This window comes from Brachyspira catarrhinii (assembly GCF_005518285.1).
Classification (GTDB): Bacteria; Spirochaetota; Brachyspiria; order Brachyspirales; family Brachyspiraceae; genus Brachyspira; species Brachyspira catarrhinii.
Genome location: NZ_SJDU01000010.1, coordinates 1 through 16,621 on the forward strand (window position 1 = coordinate 1; position 16,621 = coordinate 16,621).

At 30.7% G+C, this 16,621-nt stretch carries 16 protein-coding genes; 7 read left to right on the top strand and 9 right to left on the bottom strand.

The genetic code is table 11. The features are described from left to right. The coding region (locus tag EZH24_RS00870) for an HIT domain-containing protein (RefSeq protein ID WP_201798546.1) at window positions 1-319 on the top strand (319 nt) is incomplete at its 5' end. Window positions 320-330: 11 nt separating this feature from the next. Continuing rightward, window positions 331-1,131, top strand: coding sequence for a TatD family hydrolase (locus EZH24_RS00875; RefSeq protein ID WP_137997248.1), 801 nt, complete (start codon window positions 331-333; stop codon window positions 1,129-1,131). Window positions 1,132-1,167: 36 nt separating this feature from the next. On the opposite strand, the gene EZH24_RS00880 is transcribed toward EZH24_RS00875, so the two are convergent. Further along, window positions 1,168-1,806 carry a hypothetical protein gene (locus tag EZH24_RS00880; protein WP_137997249.1) on the bottom strand — a complete coding sequence of 213 codons (639 nt, stop codon included), beginning with the start codon at window positions 1,804-1,806 and terminating at the stop codon, window positions 1,168-1,170. Window positions 1,807-1,865: 59 nt separating this feature from the next. Here EZH24_RS00880 and EZH24_RS00885 point away from each other — a divergent pair, with 59 nt between their 5' ends. The 4 genes from EZH24_RS00885 to EZH24_RS00900 are packed head-to-tail and all read left to right on the top strand — an operon-like array spanning window position 1,866 to window position 4,589. Further along, window positions 1,866-2,615 carry a hypothetical protein gene (locus EZH24_RS00885; protein ID WP_137997250.1) on the top strand — a complete coding sequence of 250 codons (750 nt, stop codon included), beginning with the start codon at window positions 1,866-1,868 and terminating at the stop codon, window positions 2,613-2,615. Window positions 2,616-2,641: 26 nt separating this feature from the next. Then, entirely contained in the window at window positions 2,642-3,523 is an 882-nt protein-coding gene (gene truB, locus EZH24_RS00890; RefSeq protein WP_137997251.1) for a tRNA pseudouridine(55) synthase TruB, read from the top strand. Between the two features lie 39 nt (window positions 3,524-3,562). Continuing rightward, window positions 3,563-4,240 (top strand): cytidylyltransferase domain-containing protein, encoded by a 678-nt coding sequence (locus EZH24_RS00895; RefSeq protein ID WP_137997252.1) that lies wholly within the window; start codon window positions 3,563-3,565, stop codon window positions 4,238-4,240. Beyond that, complete coding sequence (locus EZH24_RS00900; RefSeq protein ID WP_137997253.1) at window positions 4,233-4,589, top strand: GIY-YIG nuclease family protein; 357 nt, start codon at window positions 4,233-4,235, stop codon at window positions 4,587-4,589. Before EZH24_RS00895 ends, EZH24_RS00900 begins: the two co-directional genes overlap by 8 nt. Window positions 4,590-4,774: 185 nt before the next feature. Here the strand turns inward: EZH24_RS00900 and EZH24_RS00905 are convergent, their stop codons facing one another. From EZH24_RS00905 to EZH24_RS00915, 3 genes are all read right to left on the bottom strand, one after another. Continuing rightward, entirely contained in the window at window positions 4,775-5,473 is a 699-nt protein-coding gene (locus EZH24_RS00905) for a response regulator (protein ID WP_137997254.1), read from the bottom strand. 67 nt (window positions 5,474-5,540) lie between these two features. Continuing rightward, the gene (locus EZH24_RS00910) at window positions 5,541-6,242 is read right to left on the bottom strand and encodes an L-fuculose-phosphate aldolase (RefSeq protein WP_137997255.1); all 702 of its coding nucleotides are present in this window, start codon (window positions 6,240-6,242) and stop codon (window positions 5,541-5,543) included. Window positions 6,243-6,267: 25 nt separating this feature from the next. Continuing rightward, complete coding sequence (locus EZH24_RS00915) at window positions 6,268-7,581, bottom strand: UDP-glucose dehydrogenase family protein (RefSeq protein WP_137997256.1); 1,314 nt, start codon at window positions 7,579-7,581, stop codon at window positions 6,268-6,270. Between the two features lie 136 nt (window positions 7,582-7,717). On the opposite strand from EZH24_RS00915, the gene EZH24_RS00920 reads away from it, so the two are divergent. Then, window positions 7,718-10,087: a chemotaxis protein CheA gene (locus tag EZH24_RS00920; RefSeq protein ID WP_137997257.1), complete on the top strand. Its 2,370-nt coding sequence runs from the start codon at window positions 7,718-7,720 to the stop codon at window positions 10,085-10,087. 24 nt (window positions 10,088-10,111) lie between these two features. Here EZH24_RS00920 and EZH24_RS00925 read toward each other — a convergent pair whose 3' ends face one another. The 5 genes from EZH24_RS00925 to EZH24_RS00945 all read right to left on the bottom strand — a co-directional run. Next, window positions 10,112-10,918, bottom strand: a complete 807-nt coding sequence (locus tag EZH24_RS00925; RefSeq protein ID WP_137997258.1) for a hypothetical protein — start codon at window positions 10,916-10,918, stop codon at window positions 10,112-10,114. A gap of 67 nt (window positions 10,919-10,985) precedes the next feature. Continuing rightward, window positions 10,986-11,213, bottom strand: a complete 228-nt coding sequence (locus tag EZH24_RS00930; protein ID WP_137997259.1) for a TM2 domain-containing protein — start codon at window positions 11,211-11,213, stop codon at window positions 10,986-10,988. A 63-nt stretch (window positions 11,214-11,276) separates the two neighbouring features. Beyond that, entirely contained in the window at window positions 11,277-14,591 is a 3,315-nt protein-coding gene (locus tag EZH24_RS00935; protein WP_137997260.1) for a type ISP restriction/modification enzyme, read from the bottom strand. Window positions 14,592-14,624: 33 nt separating this feature from the next. Then, window positions 14,625-15,500 (bottom strand): vitamin B12 dependent-methionine synthase activation domain-containing protein, encoded by an 876-nt coding sequence (locus tag EZH24_RS00940; protein WP_236847026.1) that lies wholly within the window; start codon window positions 15,498-15,500, stop codon window positions 14,625-14,627. 29 nt (window positions 15,501-15,529) lie between these two features. Next, the coding region (locus EZH24_RS00945) for a cobalamin-dependent protein (protein ID WP_170310818.1) at window positions 15,530-16,621 on the bottom strand (1,092 nt) is incomplete at its 5' end.

Here is a 16,621-nt window from a genome sequence, read left to right on the forward strand (position 1 = left end):
TAAAGATTGCATTTTTTGTAAGATAATTAAAGAAGAAATTCCTACCAAATTTATAAAAGAAAACGAATATTGCGTGGTTTTTGCCGATTTGAATCCGAAGGCGAAAGTCCATTTATTAGTCGTTCCCAAAAAACATTTTAAAGATATTATGGAAACGGACGAATTTTATACGAATAAAGTTTTTGAAACTATAAAAGAAGTCGCCAAAGAACAAAATTTATCTTCTTTTAGAATAATAAATAACTGCGGAAAAGGAGCGGGGCAATCCGTTTTCCATGTTCATTTTCATGTTCTTTCGGGCGATAATTTAAAAGAATAATTGGAGCGATTATGATAGACAGCCATTGCCATCTTACATTAATATCAAAAAAGAGCAAAGAATTAAAAGAAGTTTTAGAAAGAGCGAATAAAGCGGGAATATTATATTTCCTCGATATTGGAGTTCATCCAAACGATATAGACGAAAGAATGTTTATATTATCCGAAGCCGAAGGAGTTTTTTTAAGCATCGGTTATTATCCCGATTATTCGGGCGAAAATGACGAACATACTATAAAAGCTTTTGAATTAAAAATAAAAACTTTGAATAAAAATAAATTAAAGAAAAAATCCGTTTACGCTGTAGGAGAGATTGGACTCGATTATTATCATAATTCGGAAAATAAAAAAGAGCAGAGAGAATTTTTTAATAGTTTATGCGAGGTTGCAAAAAGAGTAGACTTGCCGATTTTGATTCATAGCAGAGACGCTTTCAAAGACACATTTCAAATATTGAAAGAAGCGGATATTCCAAGAAGAGGATTATTCCATTGTTTCAGCGGAAATGTCGAAGAGGCTAAAAACGCTTTAGATTTGGGCTATACCGTTTCCTTTTCGGGAGCGGTAACTTATCTTAAAAACGATTTTATCAGAGAAGCCGCAAAATATGTTCCAAAAGATATGTTTACGATTGAAACGGATTCTCCTTATTTGACTCCGCAAAAATTGAGAGGGCGAGCGAACGAACCTTCGTTTATTCCATATATCGTAGAAGTTTTGTCGGAAGTTAGAAAAGAAAGCAAAGAAGATATTATGAGAACGGCTTTGGAAAATGCGGTTAGAGTTTTGGAACTGCCGATAAATTTATTATAATTTTATTTTTTGATTAATAAATTTATTTTAAAAAAATTAATTTTCTATTTCGGTTTCGATTACCACATTATAATCGTTTGAGCTATAACTTTCTTCGATTATATAAGCTTTGTTTGTTAATTCCGCCGATTTGTTTGCTTCAATTCCGCTTTCAATCAATATTTTATATAAAGATTCGTATGCTCTTCTTAATGCGTTTTGAGTTAAAGTTTGTCTCGTATAAGCGTTTAATCTTGCCGTTTCGGAAATTTCAATTGAAGCGTTTGCTCTAACGGTTGCGCCAATTTGTCCTTCTCTTTTCATTTTTTCCAAACTTTGAATAACTTTTTGATATAATTTTTTATCTTCAATTTTTATTTCTGTAAAAAAATTATCGTCCTTTTTATATTCTTTTATAATAGCGTCTTTTTCAAAATCGATTAAATTATCTTCTTTTAATGCGAATGCGACTATATTATAATCTTCTCTGTTTATTAAATTCGCAGTTTGATTTGCAATATAAAAATATATTTCGTTTATGGCTTTTTCTTTGCTCGCTTCAAAACTTAAATCGCTATAAGATTTTGAATATAAAATTCCTTTTTCTAAATTATTATTTTTGCAAGAAAAAATATTTAATAAAATTATTAAAGCGGTAAAAATAACGAAAATAAAATATAACTTGTTTTTTTTCATAATTTATTTATAATATATCGTTTCGTAAAATAATCAATAATAAATAAACGGAGATATAATTGAATATTAAAGCAACCGTAATTTTATTTCCAGCGCTTTTAATTTCTTTTTTTATTTATTCATGCAAAAAAGAAGAAGATAATTTACTCGAAGATATGGCTTATTTGGATAAATCTTATATCAAAACTTTGCTCGACATTAGAAACAATCAAAATATAAAATCGAGCATTGAAAGATTTATGGTAGATTGGAACGGTTTTAGAAGAAAATATTACAATATAAACGAAGAAGACCCGCAATGGAAAACGGATTTCGACACTTTGCGCGACATACTTATTAGCTCTCACTATTATATCGTAAGCGGAGAGGACGAAAGCGCGGGTTATTTGATATTTCATGATATTAAATATGTTTTGTCGGATTTGAGAAAGAGAAATAATGTAAATTGGTTTTTCGATAATTTGAACGCGATTTATAAATTAAGTTATAGACTCGGAGAATCTTCAAAAGTTTATTCTGTTGGAAATGTTTTTATAACTGCCGATGAAAAAGAAAAATTTACAACGATTTATAATTTGCTTAATTCGGCTATAGAAAATACGATTGACGAATTCGATAAAAGCAATATTTATTTGCTTAAACTTAATCAAGCGAGATTCGAAGCTATAAGGCATAATATAAATGTTATAAATAATTTAGGAGATTCGATAGGAATAGATATTGACGAAGATAATTTTAAGGATATTGCAAATTTATGCAATAATATTCTAAATATATATTTTAATACTCTTCAAATAATTAATAATTAAATAAAAAAGGCTAATATATACAACAAATGAAAGGATTTTTAATCGTAAATAAACCAGCGGGCATAACTTCTTTTGACGCTATAAAAAAAATAAGGAGAATTTTAAGAGAAAAGAAAATTGGACATGTAGGAACTTTGGACCCATTTGCCGAAGGAGTTTTAATTTTGGCTTTGGGCAGATATACAAAATTATTTTTTTTATTTGACGATATGCCGAAAGAATATATAGCGGTTGGAGTTTTTGGAGAAAGCAGAGATACGGACGATATTAACGGAAATATTTTAAAAGTTTCGGATAAAAAAAATATTTTGAGTTTTGTTGAACTTGAAAATATTATTAAGAAAAATTTTTATGGAAATATAATTCAAAAACCGCCGATTTACAGCGCAAAAAGAATCAACGGACGGCGAGCCTACAATATGGCGAGAGAAAATATAGATTTTGAAATTAAAAACGTCAATGTCCGAATAAACGATATAGAATTATTGGAATACGATTTTCCATTTTTTAAAATAAAAACTTCTGTTAGCAAGGGAACTTATATAAGAGCGATTATAAGAGATATTGGCGAGATAACGGGAAATTTTGCCTATACGAAAGAATTGCGCCGAACGGCTATTGGAAATTTTACTATAGATAAAACCCAAAATTTAAATGATATTTCAAATAAAAATATATTGTCTTTTTTTGAAATGTTTGAAAATGTCGATAAAAAAATTATAGAAAATGAAAATATTATAAAACAAATTCTTTGCGGTAATACAAAAACGATTGAAAATTTTGAAATTAGTAATAAATATTTGGTTTTAACCGATAAAGAAAATAATTTAATTGCGTTAATAGGAAAGAAAGAAGAAAATAAAGACAATAGAAAAAATAAAAATATATTTGCATTTATTAATTCTTAAATATAAAAATATAAAAAATATTTTTAAAAGGTTTTTAAAATGAAAAAAATTATTATTATCCTTGCATCAAGAATCGGTTCTACAAGACTTCCTAAAAAAGCGTTAAAACCAATGGCAAATTGCGATTCTATGCTCGAGCTTATCATAAGAAGATTGAGAAGTTCTAAAAAAGCGCATGATATTATTGTGGCAACCGAAGAAAAATCTTATAATTCATTTAAAAATATTTTTGAAAAACTTGAATGCCGATATTTTATCGGAAGCGAAAACGATGTTTTAGACAGATATACGAAAGCTGCCGAAAAATTTAACGGAGACATTATAGTGAGAGCTACGGGAGATAATCCTCTTGTGAGCGTAAAAGCTTTGGATATGATTGTCGATTATCATATAAAAAATAACGCCGATTTGAGTCATTACGATGCGCTTCCTTACGGGAGCGGAGTCGAGGTTATAAATTACGAAGCTTTGAAATATGCGAACGATAATTCTAACGATTATTTCGAGCATGAACATATTACACAATTTCATTATAGAAACTCGGACAAATTTAAAATTGAAAATCCGAAAATAATCGAAGAATTTGCCATGCCAGAATTAAGAACAACGGTAGACACGATGGAAGATTATAAAAATATTTGCGCTTTATTTGAAAAATATAATAACGATATTTATATTGATATTGATACGATTATTAAAGACTTAAAAAATGAATAATTATTATATTTATATAATTCTATGCGAAAACGATTCTTTTTACACGGGAATTACAAACGATTTGATAAAAAGATTTGATAATCATAAAAAAGGAAAAGGAGCGCGTTATACTAAACTATATAAACCTTTAAAATATTTGTCGGTTTGGGAAGTAAAAGACAAAAAACTTGCTTTAAGAATAGAATATTATATAAAAACAAAATCTAAAAAAATAAAAACTTTATTTATAGAAAATAATAAATCGATGCCAAAATATTTTAACGAAGAGAAAAACGAGAATATTAAAATCAAAAGTATGAATAAAAATAAATTGAATAAAATAAACGAAATTTTGAAAAATAAAGAATAAAAAATAAACCGCTTTTTGGGATGAAGAAAGCGGCTTATTACAAATATAGTTATTGGGGGGTAGTCCAATCAACTATATATATTATCGTATTAGCGTTTTTAAACTTTAATAATTTTGTTTTATAAAAATTGAAAATAAATTAAGATAAATATTGAGAATTATTTTAAGAATAAAAAATATTTAATTTATAGTTTTTCTAAATTTTTATCATGAACAAGTTTGCAAATTAATTTCAAGTCGAATAAAGAAATATATTTGAAATTTCCCGTATATTCGTTTTCATTTTTTCCAGCGATGCTTATTGATAAATTTAAAGTGTATGGTCCTATATATATTGAAGCGTTGTCAATCACTCCGCTTAAATTTAAATCGATGTCGATTGGAATAAATTTTAACGAAACCGCAGATAATTCCGTCATCGTGGCATGGAGAATTCTGTTATTTTTATCGTCTCTAAAAACCAAATCGGAATTATCAAAATTATTGGTAGTCATATATTTTAATTTTTTAGGAGTCAACTTCGCTTTTTCCAATATTTTATTGAATCTTGCCAAAAAATCTTTTTCGTTAAAAGGCTTGAGTAAAAAACCGATTGCCCCCGCTTCGAGCATATTTGTCATAAACTCTTTGCTTGCCTCTCCCGTATGAACAATTGTATGAACCGTATTATATCTATCGTCCGAACATATATTTTTAGTTATATTGATTATTTCTTCATCGTCTTCCAAAACATCGATAATCGCTATATTGAAAGGTCTTTTCCCGAGCGTATTCAAAATTTTATTTTTATCTTTCAAAGCGACAACATCAAAACCAGCCATAATCAATATTGACATCATACTATCTCTGATTTTTAAATCCGATTCGTAAATCAACACTCTCATAAAAATTCCAAAATAAAAAGTTAATTGTTATTATATTATAGAAATAATTAAAATCAATGATATTTTATTATTTGCTTTTATGTTTTACATTCAAACCGTAGTTTTTAAATTTTTCCAAAACTATTTCCATTTCGCTGTCGGGCAAAATTGAAAAATCGCCTATAGTTCTAACGCCAATATACAATCTCGCTAAATTTTCAACTTCCATCATCACATGATAAGCCTTTTGAAGATTCTCGTCCGCCGCAACCAAACCATGATTATTCAATATGCAGGCTTTATAACCTTTCATAGCAACCGAAATATTATCGCATAATTCTTGCGTTCCGTAAGTCGCATATTTTGCGCAAGGAATTTTATTTCCACCCGCAACTCCAACCATATAATGTATAGCGGGTATATAATCTATATTTAGTATCGAAACCATCGAAGAATAAACGGCATGATTATGTATTACCGCATTGAAGTTAGGATTGTCTTTTAAAATCGATAAATGAAATCTCCATTCGCTCGAAGGAATTTTATTTTTTTCAGGCTCTCCGTTTGAATCTACAAAAACTATATCGTCTAATTTCATAATCTCGTAAGGCATTCCCGAAGGAGTTATAAGCATTCCGTCTTTATACCTGACGCTTATATTTCCCGCAGTTCCTTGATTTACTCCGTCCGCTTTCATTTTTAAGCAGGATTCTATTATTTGTTTGGCAAAATCTTTCCTACCGTTTGAATTAGATTTTTTTACGGTTTGTTTGATTATTTTTTTAGCCATTGTTTCCTCTTTAATTATTCTGCAATTAATCGGCAACACCTAAAGAAATATATTTTATTCCTCTTTCGCTCATTCTCTTTTTATCGTATTGATTTCTTCCGTCAAATATAATCGGCTCTTTAAGTTTGCTTTTTATTTTATCGAAACTCGGTCTTTTGAATTCGTTCCATTCCGTTATCAAAATCAAAGCGTCCGCGTTATCCAAAACATCGTAAGAATTTGAAGAGTAAATGATTTTATCTCCAAAAATAGTTTTTGCAGTTTCCATAGCTTTAGGGTCGTAAGCTTTTATTTTAGCGCCTTTCTCCAAAAGCGCATTGACGATAGTTATCGCGGGAGATTCTCTCATATCGTTAGTTCTCGGTTTAAAAGAAAGTCCCCATACCGCGAAAGTTTTATTTTTTATATCGTTATTATAATGTTTCAAAATTTTATCCACAAAAACTTTTCTTTGATTTACATTAACTTTATGAGTCGCTTTAAGTAAATCCGAATCGATTCCAAAATCCGAAGCGGTTTTAATCAATGCCTGAACATCTTTTGGAAAACAACTTCCTCCGTATCCCAAACCATGAAATAAAAATTGGCTTCCTATTCTTTTATCGCTCGACATTCCGATTCTCACCAAATCCGCGTTCGCTCCGACTTTTTCGCATATATTCGCCATTTCGTTTGCGAAAGATATTTTTGTGGCAAGAAAAGCGTTTGCGGCATATTTTGTCATTTCGGCGGATTTTATATCCATAATGATGATTGGATTTCCCGTCCTCGTGAAAGGATTATAAATATCTCTCATTATATCAATCGCTTTTTCCGAATTAGAGCCTATAACGACTCTGTCTGGTTTTAGAAAATCGTCAACCGCCGCTCCCTGTTTTAAGAATTCGGGATTTGAAACTACATCGAATTCTCCTTTATAATTCTTTTTAATTTCATTTTCTACCAATTTATGAGTGCCGACTGGAACTGTGGATTTATCGACTATAACTTTATAATTATTCTCTTCGTTCATTGCCTTTCCAATATCGTTTGCAACCGACAAAACGAAACTCAAATCGCAATGTCCGTCATCGCCCGAAGGAGTTCCTACCGCGATAAAACAAGCGATGGATTTTTTTACCGCGTAATTCAAATCGTTTGTAAATTCCAATCTGCCTTCAGAAACATTTGAAAGTATTAATTCTTCAAGCCCAGGTTCGTATAAAGGCGTGATTCCGTTTTTTAATTTTTTTAATTTTTCTTCGTCATTATCTACACATATAACATTATTTCCCATTTCCGACAAACAAGCTCCAGTGATTAATCCTACATAGCCCGTTCCTATGATACATAATTGCATATTTAATTCCTCTTTTCATATAGATATTTAATTTTTTATATAATATAATAAATCGTTCTATTTTGCAAATATAAAGTAGATATTTATATTATTTTTTCCGAAAATAAAAAAGACTATATAGAACAAGGGATTATAAATGGACGATTATATAAAAAGTCTTCTTAAAGATTTTTTTGAAGAAGCGTTTGATATGCTCGACAGGCTCGAACAGAATATTCTTATTTTGGATAAAGACAGAAATAATACGGACGCCGTGCAGGAAATTTTTAGAGCCGTTCACACTTTGAAAGGAAGCGCTGGTGCGGTGGAACTTTTCGACACTCAAAAATACGCTCACAGATTCGAGGATTTGCTCGATTTAATAAGAAACAACGAAATAAAAGTTGACGATAAAACCGTAGATATTTTACTTAAAGGAATAGACATATTAAAAGAACTCATAAACAGCGCGAGCGAGGAAAAAGAATATTCGGGAAATATTGAAGAAGAGATAAAAAATTTGGAGGCTTTCAAAAATTCAAAATTAGGTTCTTCAAATTCTTCAAATTCCGAAAGTTCCACAGAAAGTTTAAATATATCAAGCGATTCAAATTCGGCTTCGAGCGGAAAATACGATAATTTAAATTTCGATAATTCCGTTTTAGAAACCATAAGAGAAAATGCCGAAGACGGAGTCAAAACAAAATTAGTATTCGTTAAATTCAACGCGGAAAGTCCGATGAAAACGGTTGGCGGAGTTCAAGTTTATGTGGGGCTTAAAGACAGCGGAGATATTATAGCGAGTGTTCCTCCGTTGCAAAATTTGGAAGGAGACGAATTCTATCAAAATGTAATTTATGTTTTGGAAACGGTTGAAGAAGACGAAAAAATAATAAACGACATTACCTTGCCAGAAATAACGGAAGAGATAAAAATCGAAGAATTTATTTTGGAAGAATACGAAAAATTTTTGATAGATAAAAAGAATAAAGAAATTGAAAAATCTCAAGAAGCGCAAGCGACAAAATCGAATCAATCGAAAAGCGAAAAAGACTTAAAACATGAAAGACAAAGTTCTTTTTTAAGAGTGGAAAGCGACAGAATTGACGATATGATGAATCAAGTCGGCGAGCTTGTAACAAATAAAAGTTCTTACGAGCAATACGATGACGATTTGACGGCTTACAGCAAAGTTATAGGAAACGGCATAAACGACATTAGAAAATATTATAAAGACAGCGTTATTCAAATATTAAGAAAATTGGAATATTACGCGAGCAAAAAAGAAATTAAAGATTTGAGAAACACTTATATTGACGGCTTCAACGAAAAACTAAACGATATGGCGAAAATGGAAGAAAATTTTAAAGATACTTTAGATAAATTTAGAACTTCCTATCAGCTTCTTACGAGAGTCACAAACGACTTGCAAGAAACGGTAATGAAAATAAGAATGCTTCCAATCGCTCAAACTTTCAATAGATTTCCTCGTTTGATAAGAGATTTATCTCGAGATTTAGGAAAAGAAGTCAAACTTGAAATGTCGGGAGAAGAAACGGAACTTGACAAATCGGTTATAGAGGTTTTGGTGGACCCTTTGATTCATATAGTGAGAAACGCTATGGACCATGGAATCGAAATGCCGGAAGAGAGAATTCGCGCGGGAAAACCGAGAGAAGGAATAATATCTTTGAACGCGTCTCATAACGGAAACTTAATCGTAATAAAAATATCGGACGATGGAAAGGGAATGTCTCCGCAAAAAATATTTGAAAGCGCCGTTAAAAAAGGACTCGTATCGGCGGATGCAAAATTAACCGAAAGACAAATGCTCGAATATATATTCGCTCCGGGATTTTCAACGGCTACAAAAGTTACAAATCTTTCGGGACGAGGAGTCGGAATGGATGTCGTAAAAAAAAGTTTGGATAAAATTAACGGAACTGTCGGAATAGAAACGGAACTCGGAAAAGGCTCTACTTTCCTTTTGAGAATTCCTCTCACAGTCGCGATTATTCAAGCTCTTATTGTGGACGCCGAAAAAGAATATTACGCGATTCCAATCAATAGCATTTCGGAAACTCTAAAAATCAATGTTAGCGATATTCAAAATTTGGAAGGAACGGAAGTAATAAAAATAAGAGAAGATGTTATAAATGTTTTGAGCGTCAAAGAATTATTCAAACTTCCCGCAAGATACGAAAATAATATAAAATCGTATTATGCGGTAATTTTAGCGTCAGAAGAGAAAAAAGTCGCTTTGCTTGTAAATAATTTGATTGGCGAACAGGATATAGTTATAAAAACTCTCAAAGATAGAATAACGAAAGTGGAAGGAATATCTGGCGCTACGATTTTGGGAGACGGAACGGTTAGCTTTATTTTGGATATTCAAACGATTGTCGGACTCGGAACAAAAAGAATCATAGAGAGAGGAAAATTCGGCAAAAAACCTACTTCAAAAAACGAATTAAGGAATTTCATCGATAGGTTGAAGAATAATCAGATTCCAGAGGCTAATATTTAAGAATTATAATATTCAAAAATAAACCTATTTTATACTATCTTTTTGTAAAACTTCCGAATATTTAATTTCATAATAATATTGAAAATCTTCCAATCTCTCTTTATATTTCTCTTTCCATTTTTTATCATTGTATAAAGATTTATAAATATTTTGTAAAGGATATATAGCTCCATAATTGCCGCTATGACTAAAGCCCGTATTATGCAATATTTCATGAAATACTATAGCCGATAAATAAGGTTCTAATAAATAACCGCCGTTTACCCAATTCTCCACGGATGGAAAAGCTATCCATAAAGTGTCTTGCGAAACATTATCCGCCAAACAGTATAAAGATTTTCCTAAAACTCCCAAAGCGGCGACTCCCGACATTTTCTGTTTTCTTATAGCCACGCTGTAATTTCTATTTTTCAAAACCGTCATAATTCTCTTACTGTCGAGTTTAGAACCTACTTTTATATTTCCGTTAGGACCGTTCGTGTTTACCGCGGAATACATGGTAGTCGCTAAAACTTTCTCTTCAAATTCGGGCGTATTTATCATAAACTTGACTAAAGATAATTTTCTGAGCATATTTCTTTTTTCGGCTATAGTTATTTTTGCGTCTTTGGGATTAAACCAACTTAATTTAACATTCCAAGCGGGATATAATTCTTCCATTTTCCGCACATAATTTGCATCGTTTGTGGAAATGCGCTTATAATTAGTATTTATTTCGGTAACGTTTGTTTTAGAGTCTTTAATAGATGTCGGATAAGTAATTTTTTGAGCGCAACTGACAACTAACAATAACGATATAAATATTATAAATGTATTTTTTATATTTTTCATAATAAACTCTATTAATATTAAATCTTCTATACTTAATATAACAAAATATAATAAATTTTCAAGTATTTTATTTTCTTAATTTTCTGCCCTGTTTGTCGGTAAACATATCAAGTAAAATCATAACAATATCGACTATATACCAAATGCCGAAACCACCAGCCGTAAGCCAAAATAAAATTCCCGTCCCTATTTTTCCGACATAAAATCTGTGAACGGGCAAAAATATAGCAAGAAGTAAAGTCGCAATCCAACTTCTATCCGATATTTCATTATTATTTGATTCGTTATAGCTCATTTGTTATCCTTAATTATTTTATATTATTATATTATAAATGAAAATTAAATAAAGTAAAATCAATTACATAGATAAACCCAATTTTGAAATCTCGGCTTCTATCTCAATCGAACGCGCTAAAATTTTTATCACATTTTCAAAATGCTCGTAATCGATATTTTCGTTTTTATGCGACTTCAAATATTTATCCAAAACCTGATAACCGCCGATTTTATATTCCCAAACCTCTTTATCCACATTCTTAAAATATAAACTTTCATTGACGAATAAATTTTTATCTTTTTCGTTATAAATCGCTTTTACGATTTTCTCGTTTTTATTTTGCTTGTCCTTAAACATCGGCTCTCCGACTTCGTTTTGTATTTTCAAATTTCCCAAATGCAGATTGTAAAGTTCTTCTCCCAATTTTGCGAATTTAAAAAAATCCTCTTTGCTTTTTACGAATGGAATTTTCGGAAAATCGATTTTCAAAAAATCGAAATATTTTTTTCTATATTCTTTATGAAACAAAACTGCATAAATATAACCTAAAATTTTTTCGGGTTTTATATAGCCATATTTTTCGTTTATAAATTCTCTGAACTTCGGCGTAAAATTTTCTATTCGTTCGGATTTTTCAAAATGTTTAATATCCTCGAACATTCCTCCGACTTCTTCGTTTTCTTCTCTCAATATTTTTCTAACATTTGCCGTATCGTAAATATAAAGCGGTAAAACATACGCGCTTGCATTTGAAGTTTCCATTATATGCAAATCAGTTATTTTATTAGTAATAAATGCATGTTGGTATTTGTCTAAAGCGACTGAACGATTAATAACTAATCCTATATTATTGTCATTGCGAGCCTCTTTAGAGGCGTGGCAATCTATTTTGTTTGGATTGCTTCGGCTTCGCTCTCGCAATGACGGTAAAAAGTGTTGCATTACTTCGGTTCGAGGATATGCCATAAATCCTTTAGTTTCTTCATTATAATAAGTCCAATAAAAATCAAATGGACGATAATTTATTTGTATTATTACTCCATTTTTATTTAATTCGGATTTCTTTACCGAATCGATTGCAAGTTGAATTTGCCAATCCCTTCCGTCTTTTTCAATCTTATATTTTTTAATATTTTCTTCTTTAGATAAATTGCAAAAATCTTTAATCATTTCTTTAACGCTTTCCTTCGTTTTATGAATAACTACGCTATCTCTTTGAGAACAAATTCCTGTGCTTGAAATTCTAAACATATCCTTTACGCTATAGCCTTTATCGTATTCCGCTTTTTTATTTTCATCCTGCGGAACAAATAAGAAAAACGGCGATTCTAATTTTAATTCTTTCCATTCTATATTATTCAAACTATTATCGAATAAGAATTTATATTTATCTTCTCTCTTTCCAAATAAATCGTAATGATAAACTTTTGCAAGTATATCTTGATTGATTGCTTCGGCAGTTTCGCTACCTCGCAATGATGAATTTGAATTCTTAATAAAAATATTTATACTAACTCCTTGCATTATGTCGAATACATTTTCGTCTTTGCTTCCATCGGGCGAGATTTCCTTTTTCCTAACATTGCCATGCAAATCCAAAATATATATTTTATCGAAACTCTTTAATAAACTGTGTCGCATTCCGCGAAAAGTCGGATTATCCAAAAAAGAATTATTTGAAATAAAGCCGAATATTCCGCCTTCCGTCTGTTTATTCAATTTCATTTCGGCAAATCTTATAAACTTGACATAATCGTCCAAAAGCCATTTGGGATTTTTTTCTTTTTCAATTTTTCCGTTTCTCACTATCGCCAAAGGTTCTTTTTCCAAACTATCTTTATATTCGCTTCTAATTTCCTCTTCGAATATTCCTTTATTTGCGCTCGCTCCGCTGTATGGAGGATTTCCCGTAATTATCAAAATATTTTTATCTTTAGTTTCTTGGGCGAGTTCCGTTTCCTTTATCAAATCGACTAATATTGAAAATTTTCCCTTTTCTTCTTCAATATTTATCGTTTCCAAAGTGTTGGTTAAAAATATATTTAATCTTTCATCGTCCGATAAATTATAATCGAATTCTTCTTTCAATGTTTGAGATAATTTCAAATGAGCGATTGTGTATGGAGCAATCATAAACTCGAAACCGTAGAATTTATTTATAAGTTCTTTCGGTTTATATTTCGCCGAATTTTTATCGTAATAACTTAAAGCCTTTCTAAAAGAGTCGAGTAAAAATGTTCCCGTTCCAGCTGCAAAATCCAAAAGCGTTATCGAATCGCCTTGATTTAACGCTTCTCCAAAACCTTTATATTTATTAAAATCTTTCTTCAAAACCAAATCGATAGAATTAATTATAAAATTAACCACGCTTTGCGGCGTATAATAAACCCCTCTTTTTTCTCGAAGCTCGGGGTTATAATAAGACAAAAAAGTTTCGTAAAAATGCATGTAAGGGTCTTTATTCATGATAAGTTTTAAATTTTTATCCAAAGAAAATTTATTTAACTCTTCGATTATCAATTTTTCGTCTATATTATTATTTATATTTACTATTTCTATTAAAAGCCAATCTATAGTTTTTAATTTTTCATCGTTGCCTTCTTTCAAATTTTTCAAAAAATTACTCATAGCTCTAATAAGCGGAAAAGATTTTGGTATATATTCTGTTAAATTATACAAATTTATTTTTTCTCCGTCAGCGTTTAACTTTGCCAAAAATAAACTGTAAGTTAAAGTTTGAGCGAAGTTGTCGCAGAAATCGGCATAATCTATTTTTGAGTAAATAGTATTCTTAAAAGTGTCGTATAAAGCTTTTACTCTTTCGTTATTTTCCATTTCAAGCAAACTGTTTTTTAATAATTTAGTTCTTTCTGCCAAAGCGTTTGCAAATTCTTTAGCGCTGTTTATAGGTTTCGGTTTATGAGACAAAAATAATTTAAAAATTTCAAAAAGTTTATTTGCTTTCTCTTCCAAATTTAATTTTTTAGGCTTACGCCCATTCTTCAATTCGCTCAACTCACATAATCTCACCTCCGAAGTTATATTTCCGTTTTTATCTATTCTTATAAATCTTAAATAATCGGTAATTATAATATTGTCGCTTAATTCCAAATATTTTTTAATCTGTTCGCTTTTAATAACCTCTTCCAAATTAGCGTTTACTCTTTTATTTTCAATATAACCTACGATTAAAGAATTTATTTCAAAACGAAAATCTGGCGCTCCCCTACCCTCTTTATCGTTATTCGGTTCATGGACTATTTTAATCGCCCCATTTCCCGTAGCGTCTTTAATTTCGTTTAATAAAATTTGTAAAGCCGAGCGATGCGTATGCTCTTTGTCTTTTTCGCTCATATCTTTTATAGAATTAAGATAATTTTTGATAATTTCCGACATGATAAATCCTTTTTAATCAACATATAAAATAAATTAATTAGTAAAATAATAAGCGTCTTCGCAAAAAGAAACTATAGCGCAAGTTGAAAGCTCTGGCTCCATCATATAACTTTCCGTTAAAGTAATTCCAAATCTTTCTGGCTTCAATCTATCGAAAATTATTCTATTTCCAAACATATTAGTCAAAGCCTTATAACCGAACGAATATCTGCATCCGACATGACTTCTTTTCCCGTTATTTTTTAGGCAAAGCAAATTATCCATATTAGTTTGAAGAATGTCGACATAGTTTTCGATTATATTTATTCCAATCGCGTTATAAAAATAATAATCTTTATAATCCGAATTGTCGTATAAACCCTTCAAAAAATTTGCAAATTTATTTCCCAAACTCACAACCGTAAAACCAATCGTATCTTCATGTTCGTCAAAAAAATCCACTATAGAGTTGTAAGGTTCTTTAGGCATTCTCTCCAAAGGAACTTCTATAATTTTGTCGGTTAGTCGATTTTCTTCGGCGTCAAATATATAGAGTTTATCGTTTTCCGTAAATGTTTTGTAGAATCCGTAAATCATAACCGTTTCCATCAAATTATTTTCTATAATATTATTTTTCATTTCCTCGTATTTCGGCTCTACTTTATTTTTAATCATTTCGTTATATTTTTCCATATCCTGATTTTTAGTAGAATATCCGAATCCCGCTCTGAATAATCTGATTTTATTTATCATATAGAAAGCTTCTTTTTCGGTTTCTTTATTAAAGTCAAAAACTTTGCTTCCGTAAAAAGGAGGTTTATTTTTAGAATGTAAATGATTGTTATGATTTATTTGCATTTTTAATCCTTTATTTACAATTTTACTGATTGCTTCGGCACAGCCTCGCAATGACAATCTTTTAATAGTCATTGCGAGCCTCATTTTTGAGGCGTGGCAATCTATTTATTATCTCTATCCTTTATAATTTCTTTAATAGCGTTTATATTTTCAAAACCGTCCTTGCAGTAAAATATTTTAGCCATTCCGCCATAAGCTTCTTTGCAATCTTTTTCCACAAACTCTCTCGTAAGCGCCGCCCCTCCGAGCAGAATCGGAATTTTTAATCCTTTTTCTTTTATATAAATCAAATTCTCTTTCATTACTTCGGTTGATTTTACGAGCAATCCCGACATTCCTATGCAGTCCGCTTTATTTTCAAAATAGCTTTCCAAAAATTTTTCGATTGGAACTTTTGTCCCGATATTAACCGTTTCAAATCCGTTATTTTTAATTATTATTTCGACTAAATTTTTTCCGACATCATGAACATCGCCCGCGACCGTTCCCAAAATTATTTTAGCCGTTTTTTCCTGTTTCGTTTTCATCAAATAGTCCGATAAAAAATCCACGCTCTTTTTCATTACCTCCGCGGAACCCAAAACGAAAGGAAGCTGAATCGTTCCTTCTCCGAATTTCACTCCTATGTCGTCCATCGTTGGAAGCAGAATTTCGTCAATTATGGCTTGAGCGAATTTTTTCTCTCCGCCGAAAATATCGCTATTCGCTTTGGCTTCGTTTAAGAGATTTTGCATATCTTTCCATTCTCCGTCAACCATAGCGTCTTTTATCGCTTCTCTAATCGGCTTTTTTATATTTATATTAATATTCTTATTTTCTTTTTTGTCCGAAAAATGATTTATATAATTTATGAGCGGTTCTTTCGTATTAGTTTTATTATAAATTAGCTCTCTTGCAAGTTCAATTTCTTTATCCGCAATTTTTGAGAGAGGAAGAATTTGAGCTACATTTATTATTGCCATCGTGAGTCCATGATTTATCGCTTCGTATAAAAAAACGGAATTAAGAATTTTTCTTGCCTCTTCTTTTAATCCGAAAGAAATATTTGAAACTCCCAAACTTATTGAAGACTCGGGATATTTTATCGAAAGTTCTTTTATAGCTTTTAAAGTTTCCATTCCAGAGCCAAAACTATTTTTGTCTCCGCTCGCCAAAGTGAAAGTCAGACAAGGATTCATTATTGCAAATTTCGG